The sequence below is a fragment of the Streptomyces sp. NPDC002701 genome (genome assembly GCF_042889045.1).
Taxonomy (GTDB): Bacteria; Actinomycetota; Actinomycetes; order Streptomycetales; family Streptomycetaceae; genus Streptomyces.
On record NZ_JBIAQL010000003.1, the window covers coordinates 718,566 to 744,344 of the forward strand.

Below are 25,779 nucleotides of genomic sequence, written 5' to 3' on the forward strand. Positions count from 1 at the left end.
AAGGAACCCGTATGCGTCGCACCGCACTTCCCGCCCTCTGCCTCGCCGCCGCGGCCACCGCCTCGCTCACCGGCTGTCTGCCGGGCGAGGACAAGGCGGACAGCGCGCCCAAGGGCCCGTTCGCCGGGCTGACCGGCGGCGAGATAGCCGACCAGGCCGTGGAGGCCACCTCGAACGCCTCGTCGCTGCGCATGAAGGGCGGCATGAAGGACGACGACGGCAGCCTGGTCGACCTGGACATGGCCCTCGACGAGAAGGGCCGGTGCGCCGGCACGATGAGCGCGAACGGCCAGGGCGAGGCCGAGCTCAGGATGACCGGCGACACCCTCTACATGAAGTACGACGAGAAGTTCCTGCGCGCCCAGGACGAGGGCGCCTCCAAGGAGGAGACCGACTCGGTGGTGGCGATGCTGGCCGGCAAGTGGACCAAGATGTCCGCGACCGGCTCGGACGCCAAGGACATCGCGGGCTTCTGCGACCTCGACACCGTCCTGGCGGACTTCGAGGACGTCAACTCCGACGCCACCCGCGGCAGGACGACCACGGTCGACGGCAGCCCGGCGATCGTCCTGCACGAGAAGGACGGCAAGGACGCGTACACGCTGTACGTCGCCACGGAGGGCGAGCCCTACCTGCTGAAGGTGGTCAGCAGGTCGGCCGAGGACCCGGGCACGGTCACCTTCAGCGACTTCGACACGCCGGTCCCGGCCGAGAAGCCGAAGGGCGAGGTCATCGACCTGGACGCGATGAACGGCTGACGCCTCGAAGGGGACGCCTCGGACGGGACGCCTCCAAAAGGGGCACCTCAAACCTGACGCCCCGCCAGAAGACCACGTCGGGACGGCCCACCGGCGCGGCCCGTCGGGACGGCCCGCTCAGTCCGCGTGGAACCGGCTCGGTGCCCGCGTCGAGGTGCCGCCCGAGGGGAGCCGCTCACCGGGGCAGCCGGACAGCACCTTCTTCATCGCGGTCTTCTCCGCCTGCGTGACCCACAGCCCGTACTTCTTCTTCACGGCCACCTGCCGGGCCACATACGTGCACCGGTACGCCTTGTGGGGCGGTAGCCAGGTCGCGGTGTCCCCGTCGCCCTTGCTGCGGTTGCGTCCGGCGTCGACGGCGAGCAGGTTCAGCGGATCGTTGGCCAGCGCTATCCGCTTGCTCGCGTCCCACTTCTGGGCGCCCTTCTGCCAGGCGTCCGACAGAGCGACGAGGTGGTCTATGTCGACCTCGCTGCGCCCGCCGCGTACGAAGGTGACGTCCTTGTTCGTGTACGGGTCGGGATCGAGCGTCCCCGACCGCACACTGCACTCACCACCGCTGAACCGAACCTCCTTCAGGTCCCGTTTGAGGATGTCGTCGCGGGTGTCGCAGCCGTTCGCGTCGGTGTCGGCCCAGGGGGTGCCGAACTTGTCGCGGTCGTAGCCCGTTCTGGGCGCCCTGCCCTTGACGGTCAGCGAGTCGACGGCGGTGAGGGCGGCCCCGCCCGTGCCCGCCGTCTCCTGCGGCCCGGCGGCGCCGGTGGGTTCCACGGTGCAGCCGGCCGCGGCGAGCAGCAGGGCCGCGACGCCGGCGGTCCTGGTCCAGAACGTCACGGGCGCTCTCCCTCTCTTCGCCGGCCCCTGTCCGCCCCGGCCGGGGGGTCCAGTTGGACCTCACCGTACTGGCCCGGGGCCGGGGCGAGAACGGCGGGAGAGCGGACGCGTGCGGCTTCGGCGGCCGAGTGGCGCACCACCGGCGTGACCGAGGTGGTGCACACCCCCGTCCCCCGGGACCTGTTGTCCCGCATCGCGCCCCTCACACCTTCCGGCCCCTCACCCCGGCCCCGGCGTCAGGAGCCCCGGACCGGCGTCAGGACCCCAGGATCGAGGTCAGGAACTCGCCCGTCCATCCCAGCAACTCGCGGCCGACCAGCGGCTTCCCGCCGACCTTCGCCGTCTTGGGGCGCGGGACCAGGACCTGGTGGGCGGACGGCTTGATGACCGTGCCCGGGTACAGGCGCTGGAGCCGCAGCTCCTGCGACTCCCGCAACTCCACCGGCGCGAAGCGGATGTTGTTGCCCTGGAGGACGACCTCGCCGACCCCGCACGCCCGTGCGAGCATCCGCAGCCCGGCCACCAGGAGGAGGTTCTCCACCGGCTCGGGCAGCTTCCCGTAGCGGTCGACGAGTTCCTCGCGTACCGCCTTGACGTCCTCCTCGGAGTTGACCGAGGCGATCGCGCGGTATGCCTGCAGACGCAGCCGCTCGCCGGGCGCGTAGTCGTGCGGGACGTGCGCGTCGACCGGCAGCTCGATCTTGACCTCCAGCGGCGGCTCTTCCTCGACCCCGCCGTCCATCTGGGCGCGGTAGTCGGCCACCGCCTCGCCCACCATGCGTACGTACAGGTCGAAGCCGACCCCGGCGATGTGCCCCGACTGCTCGCCGCCCAGCAGGTTTCCGGCGCCGCGGATCTCCAGGTCCTTCATGGCCACGTACATGCCCGCGCCCATCTCGGTGTGCTGGGCGATGGTCGCGAGGCGTTCGTGGGCCGTCTCCGTGAGCGGCTTCTCCGGGGGGTAGAGGAAGTACGCGTAACCGCGCTCGCGGCCACGGCCCACCCTGCCGCGCAGCTGGTGCAGCTGGGAGAGGCCGAAGTTGTCGCCGCGCTCCACGATCAGCGTGTTCGCGTTCGAGATGTCGATGCCCGACTCCACGATGGTCGTCGAGACGAGGACGTCGAACTTCTTCTCCCAGAAGTCGACGACCACCTGTTCGAGGGCCTGTTCGGACATCTGGCCGTGGGCCGTCGCGATCCGCGCCTCCGGCACGATCTCACGCAGCTTGGCCGCGGCCCGGTCGATCGACTCGACCCGGTTGTGGATGTAGAAGACCTGGCCCTCGCGCAGCAGCTCCCTGCGCACCGCGGCGCCGATCTGCCTCTGCTCGTACGGGCCGACGAAGGTCAGTACCGGGTGCCGTTCCTCCGGCGGCGTGGTGATCGTCGACATCTCGCGGATGCCCGTCACCGCCATCTCCAGGGTGCGCGGGATCGGGGTGGCGGACATGGTCAGGACGTCCACGTTCGCGCGCAGCTTCTTCAGCTGCTCCTTGTGCTCGACGCCGAACCGCTGCTCCTCGTCGACGATGACAAGGCCCAGGTCCTTGAACCTGGTCTCCGAGGAGAACAGGCGGTGGGTGCCGATGACCACGTCCACCGAGCCCTCCCGCAGTCCCTCCAGGACGGCCTTCGCCTCGGTGTCGGACTGGAAGCGCGACAGGGCCCTGACCTTGACGGGGAACTGCGAGTAGCGCTCGCTGAACGTCCCGAAGTGCTGCTGGACGAGCAGGGTGGTGGGGACGAGGACGGCGACCTGCTTGCCGTCCTGGACCGCCTTGAAGGCCGCGCGGACCGCGATCTCCGTCTTGCCGTAGCCGACGTCGCCGCAGATCAGCCGGTCCATCGGGACCGTCTTCTCCATGTCGTCCTTGACCTCGGCGATGGTGGTGAGCTGGTCGGGCGTCTCGGTGTACGGGAACGCGTCCTCCAGCTCGCGCTGCCACGGCGTGTCGGCGCCGAAGGCGTGCCCGGGGGCCGCCATCCGGGCCGAGTACAGCCTGATGAGGTCCGCCGCGATCTCCTTGACGGCCTTCTTGGCGCGCGCCTTGGTCTTCGTCCAGTCGGCGCCGCCGAGCCGGTGCAGAGTCGGGGCCTCGCCGCCCACGTACTTGGTGATCTGCTCCAGCTGGTCCGTGGGGATGTAGAGGCGGTCGCCGGGCTGGCCGCGCTTGGCGGGCGCGTACTCGACGACGAGGTACTCGCGGGTCGCGCCCTGCACGGTCCGCTGCACCATCTCGATGTAGCGGCCGACGCCGTGCTGCTCGTGGACGATGTAGTCGCCCGCCTCCAGCGTCAGCGGGTCGATGGTCTTCCTGCGGCGGGCCGGCATCCGGGCGCCGTCCTTGCCTGCGGCCTTCTGCCCGGTCAGGTCGGTCTCGGTGAGGACGGCGAGCCGGAGCGCCGGGTCGACGAACCCGTAGTCGATCGAGCCGCAGGACACCTGCACGACCGAGGGGACGAGCCGGTCGAGGGGCGACTCCAGACGGGCCGCGATGCCCTCGCCGCCGAGCACCTCGACGGTACGGGCCGCCGGTCCGTGCGCCTCGGTGACGAACACCGTGCGCCAGCCGTCCGCGAGCCAGCCCTTCGTGTCGGCGAGGGCCTTCGCGGTGTCACCCCGGTAGGTCTCGGGCGCGTGCATCCCGAGCTTCAGTGTGTCCGCGTCCCCCGCCGCGTCGGCGGCGGAGGCGAACGTCTCGTCGGCCGCGAACTGCGACACCGACCACCACATCATGTCCAGCTCGCGGGCCCGTTCCCGGACGTCCGCGATGGACCACAGGGACGCCGCGCCGACGTCGATCGGGGCGTCGCCTCCCCCGGCGGTGGCCGCCCAGGACGCCTGCAGGAACTCCTGCGAGGTCGCCACCAGGTCCGCCGCGCGCGTGCGCACCCGCTCCGGGTCGCACACCACGGCCATGGAGCCCTTGGGCAGGACGTCGACGAGCAGTTCCATGGCGTCGACGAGGACCGGCGCGAGGGACTCCATGCCCTCGACCGCGATGCCCTCGGCGATCTTGCCGAGCAGTTCGCCGAGCTCGGGGTGCTCCTCGGCGAGCCGGGCGGCCCTCGCCCGTACGTCGTCCGTGAGCAGCAGTTCCCGGCAGGGCGGCGCCCACAGTCCGTGCTCGGCGACCTCCAGGGACCGCTGGTCGGCGACCTTGAAGTAGCGGATCTCCTCGACGTCGTCGCCCCAGAACTCCACGCGCAGCGGGTGTTCCTCGGTGGGCGGGAAGACGTCCAGGATCCCGCCGCGCACGGCGAACTCGCCGCGCTTCTCGACCAGCTCGACGCGCGCGTACGCGGCGGCCGCGAGGGCCTTCACGATGTCGCCGAGGTCGGCGCTCTGCCCCGTCCGCAGGGCTACGGGCTCCAGGTCGCCGAGGCCCTTGACCTGGGGCTGGAGGACCGAGCGGACGGGGGCGACCACGACGGAGACCGGGCCGGTCTCCGGGTCGTCGGGGCGGGGGTGGGTGAGCCTGCGCAGGACCGCCAGCCTGCGGCCCACGGTGTCGCTGCGGGGGGACAGCCGCTCGTGCGGGAGCGTCTCCCAGGAGGGGTACTCCGCGACCGTGTCGGCCGGCAGCAGTGAGCGCAGCGCCGCCGCCAGGTCCTCGGCCTCGCGGCCGGTGGCCGTGACCGCCAGCACCGTGCGTCCCGCCTCCCGGGCCAGGGCCGCCACCGCGAAGGGCCTGGCGGCGGGGGGGCCGACCAGGTCGACGTGCATGCGGTTGCCGTCGCCGGCGGCCTTCACCGCTTCGGTGAGGGCGGCGTCCTTGACGACGGCGTCGAGCAGACCGTGCAGGCTCATGGAGGGGTTTCCGTCCGGGGGTCGTGAGGGGTACGGGTGGGGGTCGTGGGCAACACGGACCGCCCGACACGTCTGACGGGCCGGGGGTGTCCAGGGTACGACGCCCCGGCCCGCCCCGCCCGCGCCTGTGCACACCGCCCCCGGGGCTGCGCCCCCGGACCCCCATTGCGCAGTTCCCCGCGCCCGCAGATACCTGGGGGCGCGGGGAACTGCGCGATCAGCCCCCACCGACCCGCACCCGACGAACAACGGACAAGCGGCCCGGTGCCGGACGAGTCCGAAGACTCGCCGGCACCGGGCCGCTTGTCCGTACAGCCGGCGGCAGCTACTCCGTCGCGATGGCGTTCAGGACGTTCATCCGGCCCGCCCGGAACGCCGGCACCAGCGCCGCGAACAGTCCCACGAAGGCCGAGCCGACGAAGACTCCGATGATCGTCGGCCAGGGGATGTCGAGGACCTTCAGCCCCTCCAGGGCGAGGAGCTGCTGGGCGGTGGCGCCCCAGCCCATGCCCAGGCCGAGACCGAGCAGCGCTCCGAAGAGGGCGATGACGACCGACTCCAGCCGGATCATGCGGCGCAGCTGCCGGCGGGAGAGGCCGATGGCGCGCATCAGGCCGATCTCGCGGGTCCGCTCGACGACCGAGAGGGCGAGGGTGTTCACGACGCCCAGGACCGCCACGATGATCGCGAGGGCCAGCAGGCCGTAGACCATGTTCAGGAGCTGGCCGATCTGGTCCTTGAGCTCCTGCTTGTAGTCGGTCTGGTCACGCACCTGGTACTGCGGGTACGGGTCCAGGGCCTTCTTGAGGGCCGTGTACGCCGCCTTCTCCTCGCCGTCCTCGGCGGTGGCGAACATGATGTCGTTCGGCGGGACGGCGTCGGCCGGGACGTACTGCCGCATCGTGGTGATGCTCATGTAGCGCGAGCCCTTGTCGATGGCCACGTCGTCGTCGGTGATCGCCGCGACCTTCAGCTTCGCGGTCCGTCCGCCCTTGAAGGCGACGGTCAGCGTGTCGCCGACCTCCACCCCGTGCTTCTCGGCGTACAGGGAGCCGACCGACATCGCGTTCTTCCCGTACGCCGCCGACAGCTCGCCGGCGATCGTCTCGCGGCGCAGATCGTCCGCGTACGTCGGGTCCGCGGCCGTGACGTCGCTGTCCTCGGTCTTCCCGTCGGGCGAGGTCAGCTTGGCGTCGATCATCTTGTAGCTGGTGACGTGCTCCAGGCCGGGCGTGTCCTCGATGGCCTTCTGGGCCTGCGGCACGATCCGCTGGTTGCCCTGGACGATGAAGTCCGTGCCGACCGACTTGTCGAGCTCCTCCGTCGCGGAGGCCACCATCGAGGAGCCGACCACGGAGAGGCAGGCGACCAGCGCGAGCCCGATCATCAGGGCCGCTCCGGTGGCCCCCGTGCGCCGCGGGTTGCGCAGCGCGTTCCGCTCGGCGAGGCGCCCGACGGGGCCGAAGCCGCGCAGCAGGACCGCGCTGATGGCGCGGACCACACCGCCGGCGAGCAGCGGGCCGATGATGACGAACCCGATCAGGGAGAGCACCACACCGGCGCCCAGCATGAGCGAGCCGTCGCTCGCCTTGTCCGCGCCGGCCGCCGTGAAGAGGGCGGCACCGCCGGCGGCGGTGAGGACGAGGCCGATCCCGCCGCGGATCCAGCCGGCCCTGCCGTCGGCCGGTGTACCGGCGTCGCGCAGTGCGGCCATCGGGGAGACCTTGCCGGCGCGGCGGGCCGGCAGGTAGGCGGCGAGGACGGTGACGACGATGCCGAGGATCAGGCCGACCACAGGGGTCGCCGTCTTCACCGTCAGGTCGGACGTGGAGAGGTTCATGCCCATGCCCGACATGAGCTTCATCAGGCCGACCGCGATGCCGACGCCCGCGGCGACGCCCAGGACGGAGCCGACGACGCCGAGGAACAGTGCCTCGACGAGCACGGAGCGGTTGACCTGCTTGCGGGACGAGCCGATGGCCCGCATCAGGCCGATCTCGCGGGTGCGCTGGGCGACCAGCATCGAGAAGGTGTTGATGATCAGGAAGATGCCGACGAGGAAGGCGATGCCGGCGAAACCGAGCATGGCGTACTTGATGACGTTCATGAACTCGCCGACGCCCTCGCGGTTCTCGTCCGAGAGCTCCTTCTGCGTCTGGACCTTGAGCGCCTCGGCGGAACCCGTGAGCGCCGCGGAGACGTCCTTCTTGAGCCGGGTGTGGGTCACCCCGGCGTCGGCCGTGACGTTGACCTGGGTGAACCGGCCGGTGGCGCCGAGCAGTTCGCGCTGGGCGGTGGCGGTGTCGTAGTAGACGACGGCGGCGCCGGGGTTGGTCACCTTGAAGGTGGCGATGCCGACGATCTTCGCCGTGAAGTCACCGGTGACGGCGATGGTGCGCAGCTCGTCACCCATCTTCAGGTGGTGCTTGTCCGCGGTGTCGGCGTCGACCATCACCTCGGTGGGCCCGCGCGGGGCGTGCCCGGAGGTGATCTCCATCGAACGCAGGTCGTTCTTCGTCCAGTTGCCCGCGATCGTCGGGGCGCCGGTGCTCGACCCCATGTTCTTGTTGTCGCTGTTCACGACGGTCACGTTCAGCGAACTGACCGCACCCTCGGCCGACTTGACGCCGTCCACCTGCTCTGTCCGCTCGACGAGCGAGGCGGGCAGCGACTCGGGCCTGCCGTTCTGCGAGTCCTCGTTGTTGTTGGCGGCTCTGGGCGTGACCGTGACGTCGGACGAGGTCGTCGAGAAGAGCTTGTCGAAGGTCGTGTTCATGGTGTCGGTGAAGACGAGCGTGCCGCACACGAACGCCACCGACAGCATGACGGCGACGGCCGACAGGGCCATGCGTCCCTTGTGCGCGAAGAAGTTGCGTCTCGATGTCTTGAAGACGGTCATGACGTGCGCCCCCGGGCGTCGAAGTCCTTCATGCGGTCGAGGACGGCGTCGGCCGTCGGCCGGAGCATCTCGTCGACGATCCGCCCGTCGGCCAGGTACAGCACGCGGTCCGCGTAGGAGGCGGCGACCGGGTCGTGCGTCACCATGACGATGGTCTGGCCGAGTTCGTCGACCGAGCGGCGCAGGAAGCCCAGCACCTCGGCGCCGGCGCGGGAGTCGAGGTTCCCGGTCGGCTCGTCCCCGAAGATGATCTCGGGTCGCGCGGCCAGGGCGCGGGCCACGGCGACGCGCTGCTGCTGGCCGCCGGAGAGCTGGTTCGGCCGGTGCTTCAGCCGGGAGGCGAGTCCCACGGTCTCGACGACCTGGGCCAGCCACGCCTTGTCCGGCTTACGGCCGGCTATGTCCATCGGCAGGGTGATGTTCTCCAGGGCGTTCAGCGTCGGCAGCAGGTTGAACGCCTGGAAGATGAAGCCGATCCGGTCCCGGCGCAGCTGCGTGAGCTTCTTGTCCTTGAGTCCGGTGATCTCGGTCTCGTCCAGGTAGATCTTCCCGGCGGAGACGGTGTCGAGACCGGCGAGGCAGTGCATGAGCGTGGACTTGCCGGACCCGGAGGGACCCATGATCGCGGTGAAGCGGCCCCGTGCGATGTCCACGTCGACCTGGTCCAGGGCGACGACCCGGGTCTCCCCGGATCCGTACGCCTTCACGACCTGCCGGGCCCGCGCGGCAACGGCCGTACGCTCTCCAGTGCCCCCGTGCCTGGGAATGGTTACAGCCGATGTCACGGTATGTCTCCTAAGTCGGTCACCGCTGGGCAGTGACGATCTGCGGTTGTCCGCCTCTCGGCGGTGCGTCCCCGTCGTGCGGTCGTGGTGTGCTTACAGCGACAAGTCTGGTGGCGTCGGGCGGTCCCCCGCGCTGGTGCCCAGCGCAGTCTTCTGCTGGGGAAAACCCCACCCCCGAGGGTGCGGTTTTCATCGGTGGACCGCCCTCAGCGGCATAGAGCCAGGTTAAGGAGCGCGCGGGCCCGTCTCGTCCTCCGGCGGTACGAACCCTCCCCGACCCCTGGTACCGAGGTCCCCCTAGGGGGTGTACGCCCTTCGGCGGAGTCCTTCTCAGGGATGCCTCCACCTCGGAGCCGACCCGATGTCCGCCCTCCCGCGACACGAGGCTCAAGTGGGAGAGTGGCCCCGGCAGATAGGTGCAAGGGGAAGGAATCCTGTGGGCCAGGGGGACACCGAGATACCGGCCGTGACGGAGGAGGGGCCCGCCTCGGGGCGGGCCGTGGCCCGCAGGCGCCGGGCCGTCGTCGCCTCGCTCATGCTCTGCACGGGGCTGGCCGCACTCGACTCCACGATCGTGTCGACCGCCGTTCCGCAGATCGTCGGCGATCTCGGCGGATTCTCCGTCTTCTCGTGGCTGTTCTCCGGGTACCTGCTCGCCGTGACGGTCACGCTGCCCGTCTACGGCAAGCTCTCCGACACCTTCGGCCGCAAGCCGGTGCTGATCGCCGGCAGCGTCCTCTTCCTGCTGGGCTCCCTGCTCTGCGCGCTCGCCTGGAACATGGCCGCGCTGATCGCGTTCCGTGTCGTCCAGGGGCTCGGCGGCGGCGCCCTGCAGGGCACGGTCCAGACGCTCGCCGCCGATCTGTACCCACTCGCGCAGCGGCCGAAGATACAGGCCAGGCTGTCCACGGTGTGGGCGACCTCCGCGGTGGCGGGCCCGGCGCTGGGCGGGCTGCTCGCCGCGTACACGGACTGGCGCTGGATCTTCCTCATCAACCTGCCGCTCGGCGCGGTCGCCCTGTGGCTCCTCGTCCGCCACCTCCACGAGCCCCGGCGGGCCGCCCCCGCCCGTCCGCCGCGCATCGACTGGGCGGGCGCGCTCACCGTCTTCGCCTGCGGGGGTGTCCTCCTCACGGCCCTGGTGCAGGGCGGGGTGGCGTGGCCCTGGCTGTCGGCGCCCTCGATCACCCTGTTCTGCACGGGACTCGGGCTCGTGGCCGTCCTCGTCCTCGTCGAACGCCGGGCGGCCGAGCCGATCATCCCCGGCTGGGTCTGGCGCCGCCGCACCATCGTCGCGGTGAACCTCGCGCTCGGCGCCCTGGGTCTGATCATGGTCGCCCCGACGGTGTTCCTCCCCCTGTACGCGCAGTCGGTGCTCGGCCTCGCCCCCATCGCCGCCGGATTCGTGCTCTCCGTATGGACGTTGAGCTGGCCCGTCTCGGCGGCCCTCAGCCAGCACGTCTACCGGCGCATCGGCTTCCGCAGCACGGCGATGCTCGGCATCGGCACGGCCACGCTGCTCCTGTCCGCCTTCCCCTTCCTGCCCTACCCGGGCGAGGCATGGCAGCCCACTCTCCTGATGCTCCTCCTCGGCGCGGCGCTGGGACTCTTCCAACTGCCCCTGCTCATCGGCGTGCAGTCGACGGTCGACTGGGCGGAGCGGGGCACGACCACCGCCTCCGTCCTCTTCTGCCGCCAGAGCGGTCAGACGATCGGCGCCGCCCTGTTCGGCGCGGTCGCCAACGGGGTCCTCGCGTCCCGGCTGGGCGGCGCGAGCGACCTGGACTCGCTGACCGCGTCCCTGGAGTCGGGCGCGCCCGCGGAGCACGTGAGCCGGGCGGTCGCGGAGGCGGTCCACTCCGTCTACTTCGGCGCGGCCTGCGCGGCCGCGGTCGCCTTCCTGGTCCTGCTGTTCGTGGCCCCGCGCCGCTTCCCGATCCTGAAGGACCCGGGCGACTGACGGACCCGGCACGGGCTCCCTCGCGACCGTCGCCGCGGGCTCCGACCCCGGGCGGGCCGGGCCCGTTCGAGGTCGGCGCGACGATCAAGGAGGGTTATCGCGGGTAACACCCGAGGTCAGCGAAGTGGATGTCTACCGACCAGCCAGTTTGTCGAAACCCTCGCCTCACTCGCTACCTACGAGTAGCGTGCGTGCTCGCTCACCCCCCGCTCCCTGCGGTCCACACCGGGCCCGAGCCACGCAAGGAGAACCGGGATGTCCTACGACACGTCCCCGTCGTACCCCGTTCCACCGCACCATCCGCCGCACAACCCGTCCCCGTCCCCCTCCCACCACCCCTGGGCCCTCCCGCGGACGGAGCCCGAACCCGCAGGACCGCACCGCGCCCGGCACGCCGCACCCGGACAGCACAGCGACCTCCGCGTCCTGCGCACCGCGTACCGGTGGCAGCGCCGGGTGGCGACCCTGACCGCACTCGGCTACTTCACGCTGTTCCTCGTCCTGTCGGCGTCCGCGCCCGCACTGATGACGGATCAGGTGACGGAGGGCCTGACCGTGGGGCTGCTCCTCGGACTGCTGCAGGTCCCCGTCACCTGCGTGGCGATCGCGCTGTACGAGTACACCGCCCGCCGCGGCGTGGACCCGATCGCCGAGCGCATCAGGAAGCAGGCCGAGCTGGACACCAGGCGCGCGGAGGCCCACCGGTGACCGGCTTCAGCAGCTCCGCCCAGGCGATGTCCCTGGTGGCGTTCACCGTCGTGGCCACCATCACCCTGCTGCTCTGTGTGATGACCGGCCCCGACCGCGACGACCTCGACGAGTTCTACACCGGCTACGGCAGCCTCTCCCCCATGCGCAACGGGCTCGCCATCGCCGGTGACTACATCTCCGCCGCGACGGTCCTCGGCACCGGCGGCGTGATCGCGCTCTTCGGGTACGACGGAGTCGTACTCGCCCTGAGCACCGCCCTGTCCCTGATGCTCCTGATGTTCCTGCTGGCCGAACCTCTGCGGAACGCGGGCCGGTTCACCATGGGCGACGCCCTCGCCCGGCGGATGCCGGGCCGGACGGTACGGATCACGGCGTGCGCGGCGACGCTGACCGCACTGCTCCCGCTCATGCTCGTACAACTGGCCGGCACCGGCGACCTGCTCGCCTTCATCCTCGGCTTCTCCAGCGACGGGCTGAAGACCGGCTGCATCGTCGGCCTCGGCCTCCTGATGATCAGTTACGCGGCGATCGGCGGGATGAAGGGCACCGCGCTCATCCAGATCCTGAAGATCGTGATGCTGCTCGGCTCGGGAGCCGTCATCGCCGTCCTCGTCCTGAACAGGTTCGACTGGAACCTCGGCGGCCTGTTCGACCAGGCGGCACGGAACAGCGGGGCCGGGTCCGCGTTCCTCAGCTCCGGACTGCAGTTCTCGCACGGGCCGAGTCCGCGCCTGGACATGATCAGTTCGCAGCTGACGGTGGTGCTGGGCGGAGCCTGCCTGCCGCACATCACCATGCGCATGTACACCGCGGGCAGTGCCCGCCAGGTACGCCGGTCGATGTCCTGGGCGGTACCGGCCGTGGCCCTGTTCGTCCTCGTCATCACGGTCGTCGGCTTCGGGGCGACGGCGCTCGTCGGACGGGAGGCGATCGCGGGCGCGGACCCGCAGGGCAACACGGCGTACCTGCTGGGCTCGCGGGCCGCGTTCGGGACGGACCTCTCGACGGCGGAGACGTTCCTGTTCACCACCGTCACCGCCGCGCTCTTCCTGACGGTGCTCGCCTCCGTCGCCGGCATGATCCTCGCCTGCGCCAACTCCCTCGCCCACGACGTCTTCGCGCACGGCAGGCACCAGCTCTCGCCGCGCCGCGAGATGACGCTGGCCCGGGCGTCCGCGGCGGCGGTCGGCATACCGGCGATCGTGCTGGCCACACTCGTCCAGCACCACAGCCTGCAGCCGCTGGTCACGCTGTCGTTCTGCCTGGGCGCCTCGGCCATCGCCCCCGCGCTGGTCTACAGCCTCTTCTGGCGCCGCTACACCCGGACCGGTCTGCTGTGCACGCTCATCGGCGGCACGCTCGGCACGCTCGTCCTGATGACCGGCACGAACCTCGTCTCCGGCTCGCCCATCTCCGCGTTCCCCGGCCACGACTTCACGTGGTTCCCGTTCACCACGACCGGCCTCGTCTCCATCCCGCTGGGCTTCGCCCTCGGCTGGCTCGGCACGGTGGCCTCCGGCCGCGGGAAGGCCGAGCAACACCGCAGGCAGTACGAGGCGGTGGAGGGCCTGATCCTCGCGGGGGCGATGCGCAAGGACTGAACGCGCTGCCGGGCGCACCGCGGGCCGGTGAGGACTTGTCGCGCGGGGAACCGCGCGCTCGGCCCCACCGGCCCGCGGAGACCGCTACTCCGCCGCCGCCCGCCCCGTCAGCGCGGCGAGACTGCTGCGCACGTGGTCCATGTGGGCCCGTACGTGGTCCCACTCCTCGCCGTGCTCACGCAGCACCCGTTCCGTCTCGCGGGCGACGCGCTCCTCCTGGACCCGGGCCTCGGCGAGGAGTTCGGCCGCGCGGGCGTCCGCGTCCTCCTGGAGGTGACGGGTCGACTCCTCCGCCTCCGCCAGGGCCCGCCCCGCCTCGGCCAGGCCCTCCTCGGCGCGCGCGACGAGCTCCGCGTGGCGCGCGTCGAGCGCGGTCTCCCGTTCGACGGCCTCACACCCGGCCCTCTCCCAGCGCTCGGCGTGCTCCTTCTCCTGCTCGGCGAGCAGGGTCTCGCTGCGCAGCCGCGTCTCGCGCAGCGCCGCCAGCGACTCGCTGCGGCTCTCCTTCACCTCACGCCGCGCGGAGATCCGCATCTCGTCCGCCTCGGCCTGAGCCGTGAGCAACCGGTGCCTGGCCCACTCGTCGGCCGCACCCCGCACCTCGTCGGCATCCGCCCGCGCGGCCTGACGCACCCGGCCGGCCGCCGCCTCCGCCTCCTCCACGACCTGCCGCGCCTCCTGGAGCGCGCTCTCGCGGACCGCCGCCGCCTCCTCCTCGCCCAGCTCGAAGAGCCGCCGCGCCCGCTCGCCGAGCAGCTCGTACGTCTGCGGGGCGAGCTGCGTCACGACCTCGCGCAGCCGCAGGGCCTCGGTCTCCATCTCCCTGGCCAGCACGGTCAGCCGCGCGGCCCGTTCCCAGGCGGCGTCACGCCCCGCCGAGAGGGCCGCGGCGTACGCGTCGACCTGCTCGGGACGGTAACCACGCCCCCGTACGGACTCGAAGCCCTGGGACGACACCGATGAGCTGCTCATACCGCACATCCTGGTGGATCAGACGGAAGCACGCATAACGCGACACTCCGCGCGTCCCCCACGCATCCCACCCGGAAAGGGAGACGACAGGACGGAGAGGGCCGGGCCCGGCGGTCGTCCGACCGGGCCCGGCCCTCTCACTCGGCCACTCACTCCAGCACCTCACTGGGCCACTCGCTCGCGCACAGCCGCGTGCCGGTGGCGGGTCAGCGGCGCGCCGTCACAGCAGGCCGTCCCACATCTGTTCCAGCAGCACCGACCACCAGCTCTCCGGCGACCCGAGGGCCGCCGGATCGATCGCGGCCAGCTGCGCCTGGAAGTCGACCGTCCAGCGCCCGGCCTGCTCCTGGTTGAGACCGAAGCGCAGCCGCCACATCCGGCCCAGCAGCGCCAGGCTGCGCGCGAACTCCGGCAGACCCGTGTTCACGAACTGCGGCGGTACGGAAGCACCGCCGGGCCCCGCCTCCACCGGCACGGCCACGATGTTCGCGGTCCCGTACTGGACGCAGATCGCCTTGCCGAAGTCGCTGCCCATGACGAGGTACGAGCCGGCGTCCGCGGCGGGCTGCACCCCGCGCTCCTGGGCCAGTTCCGCGAGCGTCGGCACCGGACGGCCCGGCTGGGCCTGTGCCCAGAAGAACGGGTTCATGTCGACGGGCAGCCCGGCCACCACCAGGGTGTGCGCCACGATCGGCGGCACGCCCTGCCGCGACACCGCCGCCTGGTCGAACCGGAACAGGCCGGGCCCGAAGGCCGCCGCCAGCTCCTGCCCGATCGCCTCCGGCGGGATCGGCGGCGCGGGCTGCACCGGCGGCAGCGGAGCCCGTACGGGTCCGGGCCGCGCCGGGCCGTCCGCGACCTGGTGCAACTCGCCCTGATGCGCCAGCAGCTGGGCCATGCCCTGCTGACGGCTCCCGTGGTCGGTGCCGTACGAGGCGATGCTGGTGATCCGTGCCTGCGGCCAGCTCTCCCGGATCATCCGCGCGCAGTACGCGCCCGGCAGCTCGCAGGACTCCAGCTCCGTGTGCAGTTCCAGCACCTGCTGCGGCGGCACGTTCATCGCCCGCAGCTCGTGCAGGATCTGCCACTCCGGGTGCGGGGTGCCCGGCGCCGAACGCCGGATCACCTGCTGCTCGCTGCCGTCCTGCGCCCGGTAGCGCAGGACCGCCTGGTAGCCGGGCCCGACCGTGGGCTGCGCCTGCTGCGGATACCCGTAGGCCGGGGGCTGCTGACCCCCCATGGGCTGACCCGGCATGGGCTGACCGGGCATCGGCTGCCCGGGGAAAGGCCCCTGGGGCGGGAAGGGCTGCCGGCCGGGCAGGTGCGGGGCGGGCGGCGGCATGCCGGGCGCGCCGGGAGCGGGCGGCGGCGGGGGCGCGCCCGGACCACCGACCGCGGGACCGGCGAGCATGGTCGCCGCATGGTGCACCCCACCGGGCGGCGTACCCCCCGGAGCGCCGGATCCACCGGCGGGCCTGCCAGGCGCACCCGGGACTCCGGGCGCGCCTGGAGCGCCAGGGGCACCCGGCGGCTGCGGAGCACCGGGCCCGCCGACCGCGGGGCCGGCGAGCATGGTCGCCGCGTGGTGGACACCACCGGCGGGCGTACCGCCCGGGGAGTCGGGGACACCGGGAGCACCCGGGGCGCCCGGCGGTTGCGGGGCGCCGGGACCGCCGGGCCGGGCGCCGGCGCCGGGTGCGCCTGGGGCACCCGGGCCCGCGGGACCCTCCGGTCCGTCGGGGCCGAGCTGCGAGACGAGCTGCGTCGGCACGTACCCGCCGGCGGGCGCACCCGGCGTGCCCGGCCCGGACGCCGGAGCCGGACCACCCGGCCGGGCACCGGGGGTGCCCGGCGCACCGGGCGCCCCGGGAGGCGGCGGGGTACCCGGCGCACCCGCACCCCGCGCGCCCCGCGGCGGAGCCTGCGCCTTGCTGGTCGCGGCGTCGGCGATGTCACCGGCGTGGGACGGCAGCGGCCGGCCCGGCGCACTCGACGCGGGCGGCGTGTGCGAAGGGGCGGGCGGCGGCGGGGCACCCTGCGGATAGCCGTACGAGGGCGGCGCGCCCGGCGGCGGCGTACCGGGGCCGGCGCTCTGCGGATGGCCGTACGACGAAGGCGGGGGCGGCGTCGCACCGGGCGCCGGCGCTCCCTGGGGCGCGGTGCCCGGCGCACCCGGACCCGGCGCACCCGGACCCGGCGTGCCCGGACCCGGCGTGCCCGGACCCGGCGAAAACGCGGGCGGTTGCGGGTCGCCCAGGGCGGGCGCGACAGCCGTCCGCGGCAGCTGGCTGCCTCCCGAGATCAGCTTGGTGCTGGCCTCGGGCGCCGTCTCGGGCGGCGGGGGCGTGGCACCGTCCCCGACGTCCCGGATCTGCGGCGCGTACACCGTCACGGGCAACGGCACGGAACGGTCGTCCCCCGACTCGGCGTTGGTGTCGGTACCGGCCCACGGCGTCGCGTCGGCGGGCATCGCGGCAGCACCGGACGCGTCCCCGCCGGCGGCGGGCCATGCCGCGCCCCCGCTGGGAGCGGCGGGCGCGCCCGAACCGGCGACGGGCCCCGGCAGCGTCTGGGGCAGCGGATCCCTGGCCCCGCCCGGTCCTGCGGGAACGGCATCGGCGGGCGCGGCATCGGCCGGCGTGGCGTCGGCGGGCGCGGCGTCGGCGGGACGGACGGCGTCGGCCGGCGAGACGGCACCCGCGGCGGAAGGCACCGCGTCACCGGCCGGCGCGCCGGGACGGGACCCGGCCCCGTCCGAAGCGCCGCCCGACGTCCTGTCCCGACGGTCCGGAATCCCCATCCGGTCCGCCGCCTCCTGCAGCCATTCCGGCGGAGTGAGCAGGAACGACGTCTGGTTGAGGTCGACCCGCGCGGGAGGCGCGGGCGCCGGCTCGGACGCCGCGTCGACCAGCCCGTACTCCTCCTCGTACCGGCGGATCACCTCGCCCACCGGCAGCGAGGGCCACAGCGTGGCCTCCCCGCTGTCGCGCGCGATGACGAGCCGCTGGGCACCACCGTCCGACCGCGGACCGTCGGCCCGGTCCTCCGCCCACACCACGAACCCGAGGTCGAACTCCCGGACCCGCACCTCACGGTGCTGATAGCCGGGCACATCCCCGTTGATCCACTCTTCCGCGCGCTCCTGCGCCTGCGCGAAGGTCACCATCGGACGCTCACTCCCCCACCGAAGACACCGAAGACGCCGAGGACACCGCGGACGCCGACGACACCGGCACGGCCCGCGCGAAACCGCCGTCCACCATCAGGTTCGCCACCGTCTCCAGCTCGGGCGGATTGCCCGCCAGCCGGGACAGGAACGCGTCGAAGTCGTCACCGCAGGGCAGCAACAGCCGCTGTACGCGCTCCGCGGGCGGCCACGCGTCCTGGTCACGGGCGTCGTCGTACGCGCAGAACCACACCGAGCCGATCCGGTCGCCCTTCACCTTCACCGCGAGCAGTCCGCCCTGCACGAACCCGACACCCAGGTAGTCCTTGGTGAGATGGTCCCGCAGACACTTGTTCACATACACGAGATCGTTGACGGCGGCCTCGTCCCGCACCGTGAAGAACGGCTGGTCCACCAGCAGCCCCAGCTCGGCGTCCAGCGCCGCCCCGACGGGCGCGCAGCCGCCCGCGGCCTTCAGGAAGGAACGGTACGCCCCGGGCAGCCGGTACCCGAGGTCCTCCTCGACCCCCAGCACCTGCTGCTCGGTCACCGCCACCGCCGCCTTCGGCAGCCCGAAGTGCGCCGGCCGCGTCTCCTGCAACGGCCGCGTCCCCCGCTTGTCCTGGTCGACCGCCGCGGTGGCGAGACCGCCGTGATGCCGCAGCAACGCCTTCACCTCGACCGGCACCAGCTCCAGCCGGCGCGAACGCGGCACGTGGTGCCACGTCCAGCCGTGCGGAGTGGCGACCGCCGGAACGGTGTCCCACAGGTCGTGCCCGGAACCCGCCAGCGCGGCGTTCGCCGACACGTAGTCCGTCAGCCGCAGCTCGTCCACCCCGAACCCCTCGGGCGGCTCGGCGATCTCGGCGGCGGCACGCGCATAGAACGAGAAGTCGGGGTAACCCGCGTCGTCGACACGTACCCCTCTCGGGTGACGTGCCGCCCGGACCGGATCCGGGAAGTGCACGACCTGCCCGGTGTAGGCCGCGTTCGGCGGCGCGGCCTGTTGCCCGAGCCGACCTGTCGTCATGGCGGTTGCCCCCTGCGGCGTTCTGAAGGATCGCGGATGTCGACAGCCTATGCGGTGGAGCGACACCGGTCACCGGGCCTCCTGTCCCCTGCCGGCCAAGGGACCTCCGCTTCCGTGACCAGCCGTCATCGAGCCGTGACGGTGAGACGAAGCCCTCGCGTGTCGCACCGCCCCAGCTTCCGCACAGGGCACGGAGTTTGGCACTCTGTCGGAGCACCGGGGGATGCGGTAAGGGGAGGAACAGGACAATGAGCGCAACGCAGACGGGTACGTCCGGGGATCCACGGGTCGGCTGGAGCAGCACCGAGCTGCCCGCCGCCCCGGTCCTGCTGCACCGCCGCGACGGCATACTCCCCACCATCGCCGCCGCGCTCTCCGTACGCGGCGCCACCCTCACCGGCACCGCGGGCCGCGGCGACCAGCCGCCACCCCTGCACCCCCTCGTGCAGGACTTCCTCGACACCCTCACCAGCGGGCAGCGCGACCGCTTCACCGGCCGTTGCGCCGAGGCGATCCTCATCTCCCGCCACCTCGGCAACGCCGAGGCCGCCCGGTCGAAACGGGCCGCCCGCAAACCCATGACCAACGGCGAGGCCCGCAAGTCCCTCAAGCAGGCCAAACTGACCGCCCGCCGCATCCGCGAGGACGGCGACCCGCTGCACGGCAGCTTCGCGCCGCCCTGCCGCTCCTGCACCGCGCTCAGCGCCCACTTCGGGGTCCGCATCGTCGACCCGACCGCGCAGACGAACTGACCACGCCCGCCCGCGCCGGGGCGCCACCGACGTCACCCCAGGAAGCCGCCGGGAACCCCTACGGCAGCTCAGACCGAACGCGAAGGGCCGATGCACACCGACCGCGCCGCCGCCACCTCCACCACCCGCTTCTCCGTCCCCGTCGACGCGGCACTGCGCTCCGCCGGATGGCTGCCGGGCCGCTGGGACATAAAGCAGGCCGAGTTCTGGGCCGACGCCCTGCGCAGCCACGAGTCCCCCGCCGGACACCGCCACGCCGTGTTCCCGGCGGCGGTGGAGGCATGGGCGGAGTTCGGCGGCCTCCGCATCACCACGATCGAGGCGGGCCGGCAGATCGCCCCCTCACCCCTGCACCTCGACCCGCTGCACGGCCTGCACATGGCCCGCACCCTCGCCGACCTCGGCCGCGCCCTGGACACCGAGGTGGCCCCCCTCGGCGAGGAGACCGACAGCAGAGCCCTCCTGGCCGTCGACACGGAGGGCCGCGTCTACATGCTCGACCACACGGGCGACTGGTACCTCGGCAGGGACATCGACGAGGCCCTGACCACGCTCGTCGCGGGCCGCGAACCGGTGCGCCTCACCGCCGGCTGACCCCGCACCGGGGCGCGCCCGCACCAGGGCCGCCACCGCACCCCGCCCGGCCGCTCATCCCCCGGCGGGAATGACCGCCGACACCCGAAAGCCCCCCGCGTCCGTGGGCCCGGACACGAACACCCCGCCCAGACCGACGACCCGCTCCTTCATCCCCACCAGGCCGTTCCCCCCACTGGGCAGCCTGGCGTCGGACGCGGCCCCCGGCTCGGGCGGGGGCCCGTTCTCCACCTGCATCGCTATCTCCGCGCCCCGATGCGCCAACCGCACCCGGGTCTTGGCCCCCGCCGCGTGCTTGTGGACGTTCGTCAACGCCTCCTGCACCACGCGGTACGCCGTCTGCTCCACCGGCGCCGCATACACCCGCGCCTGTCCCTCGACCGACAGGTCGACGACCATCCCGGCGGCGGCCGACTGCCCCACCAGCTCCTCCAGGTCGTCCAGACAGGGCCCGTCCCCGGGCTCCTCCTCGGCGCCCCGCGACGCGGCCGCCGCTGCGGCGGCCGCCGCCCCCACCGCGGCCAGCGGCACGGCCTGCGCCGGCGCCGACGAATACGCCGGCACACCGGGCACCGCCCCGTCGTTCCTGCGCAGCACCCCGAGCATCTCCCGCAACTCGGTCAGCGCCTGCCGCCCCATGTCCCCCACCAACGAGGCGTTCCGCACGGCCTTCTCGGGATCCTTGCGGGCCACCGCCTGCAGCGCCGCCGCGTGCACCACCATCAGGCTCACCCGGTGCGCCACCACGTCGTGCATCTCGCGGGCGATCCGGGTCCGCTCCTCGTTACGCGCCCACTCCGCCCGCTCCTCGGCCCGCTCCGCCAGCAACTGCAGCTCACGCTCCAGGGAGTCGGCCCGCTCCCGCAGACTCTCCATCAACCGCCTGCGGGCCCCTATGTACAGCCCCAGCAGCACCGGCGGCGCCGTCATCCCGAGCGAGGTCGTGATCGACACGAACGGCACGAACCAGTCGCCCAGCGCCACGTCCCCGCGCACCATCCCCTGGTGCGCCCGTACATAGGTGACGATGAGCATCCCGATCATCGACATGCCCGCGAGCGCCCCGATGATCCGCCGCGGCAGCTCCGACGCCGCCAGTGTGTAGAGGCCGACGAGCCCCATCAGAAAGCCCATCTGGGCCGGCGTGATGGCGATCGACACCAGGACGACGGCGATCGGCCACCGCCTCCGGAACACCAGCACGGACCCGGCGACCGCCCCGAAGAGCATCCCCGCGGGCACCGGCACCCCGGCCGCCTCCGCGAACGGGAAGCCCTCCGCCGCACATTCCACCGCGGACACCAGTGCGAGGCTCCCGTCGAGCACCGCGCTGCGCCACCTCGCCCACCACCACGGCCCGGTCAAGGCCGAGGTGTGGTCTTCCCCCGTCGTGGTCATGCCTCCAGCCTACGGTCGCCCCCCGCCCCATTTCCGGCGAGTTTCCCGTACTGGCCTACACCACTCCCCGTAATCGAACAGATGCGAAACCGGCCGTTATCCGTACCGTCGCGTGGAGGGGGCTCGGTGCGGCATAGTATTGGGTGCCGACTCGGCGACCTGACGCAATGTCCGGTTCAGCCGCGTTCCATCCCCCATGGTGTAATCAGGCAGCACTGCGGTTTTTGGTACCGTCTGTTCAGGTTCAAATCCTGATGGGGGAGCTGCTCGCACCCGGGCCCTGACAGCACAGTCAGGGCCCGCTCCCATGTCACCCCCTAAACGCCCCGGTATCCTGCGGATGTCCCAGACACCAGTAGCCGAAGGGCAAATCCGTGAGCGCCAACCTTCCCCAAGCTCTCGGCTCCGGAGCAGGGGAGACCCCACTCGCAGCCGTCGTCGTCCTCGCAGCGGGTGAGGGCACCCGTATGAAGTCGGCCACACCCAAGGTCCTGCACGACCTCTGCGGCCGTTCCCTCGTCGGGCATGTACTCGCCGCCGCGGGCGAGTTGGAGCCCGGGCACCCCGAGAAGACCGTCGTCGTCGTGGGCCACGCCCGCGAACAGGTCGTCGCGCACCTCGCGGAGACCGCTCCGGGTGTACGGACGGCCGTGCAGGCCGAGCAGAACGGCACGGGGCACGCCGTTCGGATGGGCCTCGAAGAGCTGGGCGGCGTCGTGGACGGCACCGTCGTGGTCGTCTGCGGCGACACCCCTCTCCTGACCGGCGCGACTCTCCGGAAGCTCGCCGCGACGCACACCGGCGACGGCAACGCGGTCACCGTGCTGACCGCCGAGGTGCCGGACGCCACCGGTTACGGCCGGATCGTCCGGGACGGCGCCTCGGGGGCCGTGACGGCGATCGTCGAGCACAAGGACGCCTCGGACTCCCAGCGCGCGATCCGTGAGATCAACTCGGGTGTCTTCGCGTTCGACGGGCAGCTCCTCGCGGACGCGCTCGGCAAGGTCCGCACCGACAACAGCCAGGGCGAGGAGTACCTGACGGACGTCCTCGGCATCCTCCGGGAGGCCGGGCACCGGGTGGGGGCCGCCGTGGCGGACGACCATCGCGAGATCGCCGGCATCAACAACCGGGTGCAGCTGGCGGAGGCCCGCCGCACCCTGAACGACCGGCTGCTGCGGGACGCGATGCTCGCGGGTGTGACCGTCGTCGACCCGGCCTCGACCTGGGTCGACGTCACCGTCACCTTCGAGCGGGACGCGGTCGTGCACCCGGGCACCCAGCTCCAGGGCGCCACCCACCTGGGAGAGGGCGCCGAGGTGGGCCCCAACTCCCGTCTGCACGACACCACGGTGGGCGCGGGCGCCCGGGTGGACAACACCGTCGCGAACGGCGCCGAGATCGGTCCTCAGGCGAACGTGGGCCCCTTCGCGTATCTCCGTCCCGGTACCCGCCTCGGACTGAAGGCCAAGGTGGGTACGTACGTGGAGACGAAGAACGCCTCGATCGGTGAGGGCACGAAGATTCCGCACCTCTCGTACGTCGGGGACGCGACGATCGGCGAGTACTCGAACATCGGTGCCGCGAGCGTGTTCGTGAACTACGACGGTGAGGCCAAGCACCACACGACGGTGGGGTCGCACTGCAAGACGGGTTCGGACAACATGTTTGTGGCGCCTGTCACGATCGGGGACGGGGCGTACACCGCCGCGGGCTCCGTGATCACGAAGGACGTGCCGCCCGGTTCGCTGGCCGTGGCCCGTGGCCAGCAAAGGAATATCGAGGGCTGGGTGGCCCGCAAGCGTCCGGGGAGCGCGGCCGCGAAGGCCGCGGAGGCGGCGTCCCGGGAGGCGGGCGGCGAAAGCTGACCGGAAAGCGTCGGGTCGGACTCGGCGTACCGTGATAGATGCACACCCGCACATCCAGCCGGGACCGCATGTGAGAGCTCATCTCGACACCGGCTGAGACACCTCTGAGGAGACAGTGCTGTGACCGGGATCAAGACGACCGGCGAGAAGAAGATGATGTTCTTCTCCGGCCGCGCCCACCCCGAGCTTGCCGAGGAGGTCGCCCACCAGCTGGGTGTCGGGGTCGTCCCGACGAAGGCCTTCGATTTCGCCAACGGTGAGATCTACGTTCGCTACGAGGAGTCGGCCCGCGGCGCCGACTGCTTCCTGATCCAGAGCCACACGGCTCCGATCAACAAGTGGATCATGGAGCAGCTGATCATGATCGATGCTCTCAAGCGGGCTTCCGCCCGGAGCATCACCGTGATCATGCCGTTCTATGGTTACGCCCGGCAGGACAAGAAGCACCGTGGGCGTGAACCGATCTCGGCGCGTCTGATCGCCGACATGATGAAGACGGCCGGTGCGGACCGTCTGCTGACGGTGGACCTGCACACGGACCAGATCCAGGGGTTCTTCGACGGCCCGGTGGACCACCTCTTCGCGCTGCCCCTGCTCGCCGACTACGTCGGTCACAAGGTGGACCGTACGAAGCTGACGGTGGTGTCCCCGGACGCGGGCCGGGTGCGGGTGGCCGACCGCTGGTGCGATCGGCTGGGCGCGCCGCTGGCGATCGTGCACAAGCGCCGTGACAAGGACATCGCGAACCAGGTCACGGTGCACGAGGTGGTGGGTGATGTCGAGGGCCGGGTGTGTGTGCTGGTCGACGACATGATCGACACGGGTGGCACGATCTGCGCCGCGGCGGACGCGCTGTTCGCGCACGGCGCGGAGGACGTCATCGTGACGGCGACGCACGGTGTGCTGTCGGGTCCGGCGGCGGATCGTCTGAAGAACTCGAAGGTCAGCGAGTTCGTGTTCACGGACACGCTGCCGACTCCGGGTGAACTGGAGCTGGACAAGATCACGGTGCTGTCGATCGCGCCGACGATCGCGAACGCGGTGCGTGAGGTCTTCGAGGACGGTTCGGTGACGAGTCTCTTCGACGAGTAGTCGCGGAGCCCTCTAGATCGATTTCTTGTACGGCCTCCCCGCCGCGTAAGCTGTGACAGTTGCTCGGCGAGGGAGGCCGTACCGTTCGGTGCGGCGGTCCGTTATCGACGCGCTCTTCGTAGCAGGCCGATGGTTCGGCCGGGTGACTTCTTCCCTGGCCTTCCCAGGCTTTCCGTGTACTACGAGGAGTGATTATGTCCGAGGTCAAGCTCGCCGCCGAGACCCGTACCGAGTTCGGCAAGGGTGCCGCGCGCCGCATCCGCCGTGAGAGCAAGGTTCCCGCCGTGGTGTACGGCCACGGTGGCGACCCGGTCCACATCACGCTGCCGGGTCACGAGCTGCAGCTCGCCCTGCGTACCCCGAACGTCCTGCTGACGCTGGACATCGACGGCAAGTCGCAGCTGGCGATCCCGAAGGCCGTCCAGCGTGACGCCATCAAGGGCTTCCTCGAGCACGTCGACCTGCTCCTCGTGAAGAGCGGCGAGAAGGTCAACGTCGAGGTCTACGTGCACACCGAGGGCGACCTGGCGCCGGGCGCGTTCCTGCTCGAGCACGTGCTCAGCACGCTGACGGTCGAGGCCGAGGCGACGCACATCCCCGAGTCCGTCACGGTCTCGATCGAGGGCCTGGAGGCCGGTGCGGCCATCCTCGCGAAGGACATCCCGCTGCCCGAGGGCACCACGCTGGCCATCGACGAGGACGCGGTCGTGCTCCAGGTGCTGGCCGCCCAGGCGGAGGAGCCCTCGGACGACGCCGCGGGCGACGAGTCCGCCGACGCCTGATCCCGTACCGCTGTACCGTCCGCCGGCCGCCGCCCTTCAGGGGGCGGCGGCCGACGCGTATGCACCGCACCGCTACGTCAGTACGCCGGTACCCGGTTCGCCGGGTACGGCCGGTCTAGGACTCTTGGGAGTGACGGACGTGACCTCGGAACCAGGCGCGCCCTGGCTGATCGTGGGGCTCGGCAACCCCGGCCCCGACTACGCCATGAACCGCCACAACGTGGGCTTCATGGTGGCCGACCTCCTGGCCGCGCGGACGGGCTCGAAGTTCAAGCGGGCCGGGAAGGCGCAGGCCCAGGTGGTCGAGGGGCGGATCGGGCCGCCGGGGCCGCTGAACCGCCGGGTGATCCTGGCGAAGCCGATGTCGTACATGAACCTGTCGGGCGGTCCGGTGACGGCGCTGCGGGACTTCTACAAGGTGCCGACGGGGAACATCGTGGCGGTGCACGACGAGCTGGACATCGACCACGGGGTGCTGCGGCTGAAGCTGGGTGGCGGCGACAACGGTCACAACGGTCTGAAGTCGATGACGAAGGCGATGGGTCCGGACTATCACCGGGTGCGGTTCGGGATCGGCCGGCCGCCGGGGCGTATGCCGGTCGCCGATTTCGTGCTGAAGGATTTCTCCTCGGCGGAGCGCAAGGAGCTGGACTATTTCGTGGACCGGGCGGCGGACGCGGTGGAGTGTCTCGTCATCGAGGGTCTCGAACGGGCGCAGTCGACGTACAACTCGTGACGGCGGACCCGGTCGGAGTTGACCGGGTGC

Annotated in this window: 18 protein-coding genes and 1 tRNA gene; 11 read left to right on the top strand and 8 right to left on the bottom strand. The window is 71.9% G+C overall.

Annotated elements, in window-relative coordinates; genetic code table 11:
* The first annotated feature begins 11 nt into the window (after window positions 1–11).
* Entirely contained in the window at window positions 12–758 is a 747-nt protein-coding gene (locus tag ACFYXC_RS11615) for a hypothetical protein (RefSeq protein ID WP_389549644.1), read from the top strand.
* Between the two features lie 117 nt (window positions 759–875).
* On the opposite strand, the gene ACFYXC_RS11620 is transcribed toward ACFYXC_RS11615, so the two are convergent.
* The 4 genes from ACFYXC_RS11620 to ACFYXC_RS11635 form a co-directional block, all read right to left on the bottom strand.
* Window positions 876–1,592, bottom strand: a complete 717-nt coding sequence (locus ACFYXC_RS11620; RefSeq protein ID WP_389549647.1) for an HNH endonuclease family protein — start codon at window positions 1,590–1,592, stop codon at window positions 876–878.
* 256 nt (window positions 1,593–1,848) lie between these two features.
* Window positions 1,849–5,403, bottom strand: coding sequence for a transcription-repair coupling factor (gene mfd, locus ACFYXC_RS11625; RefSeq protein ID WP_389549649.1), 3,555 nt, complete (start codon window positions 5,401–5,403; stop codon window positions 1,849–1,851).
* Window positions 5,404–5,728: 325 nt separating this feature from the next.
* The gene (locus ACFYXC_RS11630; protein WP_389549653.1) at window positions 5,729–8,302 is read right to left on the bottom strand and encodes an ABC transporter permease; all 2,574 of its coding nucleotides are present in this window, start codon (window positions 8,300–8,302) and stop codon (window positions 5,729–5,731) included.
* Complete coding sequence (locus tag ACFYXC_RS11635) at window positions 8,299–9,087, bottom strand: ABC transporter ATP-binding protein (protein WP_388918813.1); 789 nt, start codon at window positions 9,085–9,087, stop codon at window positions 8,299–8,301. Before ACFYXC_RS11635 ends, ACFYXC_RS11630 begins: the two co-directional genes overlap by 4 nt.
* Window positions 9,088–9,523: 436 nt before the next feature.
* On the opposite strand from ACFYXC_RS11635, the gene ACFYXC_RS11640 reads away from it, so the two are divergent.
* The 3 genes from ACFYXC_RS11640 (at window position 9,524) to ACFYXC_RS11650 (ending at window position 13,359) form a co-directional block, all read left to right on the top strand.
* Entirely contained in the window at window positions 9,524–11,047 is a 1,524-nt protein-coding gene (locus tag ACFYXC_RS11640) for an MFS transporter (protein ID WP_389549656.1), read from the top strand.
* Between the two features lie 255 nt (window positions 11,048–11,302).
* The gene (locus ACFYXC_RS11645) at window positions 11,303–11,755 is read left to right on the top strand and encodes a DUF485 domain-containing protein (RefSeq protein WP_388918819.1); all 453 of its coding nucleotides are present in this window, start codon (window positions 11,303–11,305) and stop codon (window positions 11,753–11,755) included.
* 26 nt (window positions 11,756–11,781) lie between these two features.
* Complete coding sequence (locus ACFYXC_RS11650) at window positions 11,782–13,359, top strand: cation acetate symporter (protein ID WP_389550034.1); 1,578 nt, start codon at window positions 11,782–11,784, stop codon at window positions 13,357–13,359.
* Between the two features lie 84 nt (window positions 13,360–13,443).
* On the opposite strand, the gene ACFYXC_RS11655 is transcribed toward ACFYXC_RS11650, so the two are convergent.
* The 3 genes from ACFYXC_RS11655 to ACFYXC_RS11665 form a co-directional block, all read right to left on the bottom strand.
* Window positions 13,444–14,331 carry a cellulose-binding protein gene (locus ACFYXC_RS11655; RefSeq protein ID WP_388918821.1) on the bottom strand — a complete coding sequence of 296 codons (888 nt, stop codon included), beginning with the start codon at window positions 14,329–14,331 and terminating at the stop codon, window positions 13,444–13,446.
* 220 nt (window positions 14,332–14,551) lie between these two features.
* On the bottom strand, window positions 14,552–17,497 hold the full coding sequence (locus ACFYXC_RS11660; protein WP_389549659.1) for an SUKH-4 family immunity protein: 2,946 nt from the start codon (window positions 17,495–17,497) through the stop codon (window positions 14,552–14,554).
* A gap of 7 nt (window positions 17,498–17,504) precedes the next feature.
* Window positions 17,505–18,527 (bottom strand): SMI1/KNR4 family protein, encoded by a 1,023-nt coding sequence (locus tag ACFYXC_RS11665; protein WP_388918827.1) that lies wholly within the window; start codon window positions 18,525–18,527, stop codon window positions 17,505–17,507.
* A gap of 248 nt (window positions 18,528–18,775) precedes the next feature.
* Here ACFYXC_RS11665 and ACFYXC_RS11670 point away from each other — a divergent pair, with 248 nt between their 5' ends.
* The gene (locus ACFYXC_RS11670; protein WP_388918829.1) at window positions 18,776–19,279 is read left to right on the top strand and encodes a YwqJ-related putative deaminase; all 504 of its coding nucleotides are present in this window, start codon (window positions 18,776–18,778) and stop codon (window positions 19,277–19,279) included.
* A gap of 90 nt (window positions 19,280–19,369) precedes the next feature.
* Complete coding sequence (locus ACFYXC_RS11675) at window positions 19,370–19,873, top strand: SUKH-3 domain-containing protein (protein ID WP_389549664.1); 504 nt, start codon at window positions 19,370–19,372, stop codon at window positions 19,871–19,873.
* 54 nt (window positions 19,874–19,927) lie between these two features.
* Here the strand turns inward: ACFYXC_RS11675 and ACFYXC_RS11680 are convergent, their stop codons facing one another.
* Complete coding sequence (locus ACFYXC_RS11680; protein ID WP_389549666.1) at window positions 19,928–21,271, bottom strand: sensor histidine kinase; 1,344 nt, start codon at window positions 21,269–21,271, stop codon at window positions 19,928–19,930.
* Between the two features lie 190 nt (window positions 21,272–21,461).
* Between ACFYXC_RS11680 and ACFYXC_RS11685 the strand changes: the two genes are divergently transcribed.
* From ACFYXC_RS11685 to pth, 5 genes are all read left to right on the top strand, one after another.
* Window positions 21,462–21,534 (top strand) — tRNA-Gln (locus ACFYXC_RS11685).
* Between the two features lie 111 nt (window positions 21,535–21,645).
* A complete protein-coding gene (glmU, locus tag ACFYXC_RS11690; RefSeq protein ID WP_388918838.1) occupies window positions 21,646–23,139 on the top strand; it encodes a bifunctional UDP-N-acetylglucosamine diphosphorylase/glucosamine-1-phosphate N-acetyltransferase GlmU in 1,494 nt (497 codons plus the stop codon).
* Window positions 23,140–23,259: 120 nt separating this feature from the next.
* Window positions 23,260–24,231 (top strand): ribose-phosphate diphosphokinase, encoded by a 972-nt coding sequence (locus ACFYXC_RS11695; protein ID WP_388918841.1) that lies wholly within the window; start codon window positions 23,260–23,262, stop codon window positions 24,229–24,231.
* Between the two features lie 194 nt (window positions 24,232–24,425).
* The gene (locus tag ACFYXC_RS11700) at window positions 24,426–25,013 is read left to right on the top strand and encodes a 50S ribosomal protein L25/general stress protein Ctc (RefSeq protein WP_388918844.1); all 588 of its coding nucleotides are present in this window, start codon (window positions 24,426–24,428) and stop codon (window positions 25,011–25,013) included.
* 139 nt (window positions 25,014–25,152) lie between these two features.
* Window positions 25,153–25,749, top strand: a complete 597-nt coding sequence (pth, locus tag ACFYXC_RS11705) for an aminoacyl-tRNA hydrolase (RefSeq protein WP_388918847.1) — start codon at window positions 25,153–25,155, stop codon at window positions 25,747–25,749.
* Window positions 25,750–25,779 lie beyond the last annotated feature (30 nt).

What these genes read in the sequence shown, in the direction of transcription:
- ACFYXC_RS11645 (WP_388918819.1), top strand. Translation starts at nt 11,303, where the DNA reads ATGTCCTACGACACGTCCCCGTCGTACCCCGTTCCACCGCACCATCCG.
- ACFYXC_RS11675 (WP_389549664.1), top strand. Translation starts at nt 19,370, where the DNA reads ATGCACACCGACCGCGCCGCCGCCACCTCCACCACCCGCTTCTCCGTC.
- ACFYXC_RS11650 (WP_389550034.1), top strand. Translation starts at nt 11,782, where the DNA reads ATGTCCCTGGTGGCGTTCACCGTCGTGGCCACCATCACCCTGCTGCTC.
- ACFYXC_RS11670 (WP_388918829.1), top strand. Translation starts at nt 18,776, where the DNA reads ATGAGCGCAACGCAGACGGGTACGTCCGGGGATCCACGGGTCGGCTGG.
- ACFYXC_RS11630 (WP_389549653.1), bottom strand. Translation starts at nt 8,302, where the DNA reads ATGACCGTCTTCAAGACATCGAGACGCAACTTCTTCGCGCACAAGGGA.
- ACFYXC_RS11660 (WP_389549659.1), bottom strand. Translation starts at nt 17,497, where the DNA reads ATGGTGACCTTCGCGCAGGCGCAGGAGCGCGCGGAAGAGTGGATCAAC.
- ACFYXC_RS11665 (WP_388918827.1), bottom strand. Translation starts at nt 18,527, where the DNA reads ATGACGACAGGTCGGCTCGGGCAACAGGCCGCGCCGCCGAACGCGGCC.
- mfd (WP_389549649.1), bottom strand. Translation starts at nt 5,403, where the DNA reads ATGAGCCTGCACGGTCTGCTCGACGCCGTCGTCAAGGACGCCGCCCTC.
- ACFYXC_RS11700 (WP_388918844.1), top strand. Translation starts at nt 24,426, where the DNA reads ATGTCCGAGGTCAAGCTCGCCGCCGAGACCCGTACCGAGTTCGGCAAG.
- ACFYXC_RS11615 (WP_389549644.1), top strand. Translation starts at nt 12, where the DNA reads ATGCGTCGCACCGCACTTCCCGCCCTCTGCCTCGCCGCCGCGGCCACC.
- ACFYXC_RS11655 (WP_388918821.1), bottom strand. Translation starts at nt 14,331, where the DNA reads ATGAGCAGCTCATCGGTGTCGTCCCAGGGCTTCGAGTCCGTACGGGGG.
- ACFYXC_RS11680 (WP_389549666.1), bottom strand. Translation starts at nt 21,271, where the DNA reads ATGACCACGACGGGGGAAGACCACACCTCGGCCTTGACCGGGCCGTGG.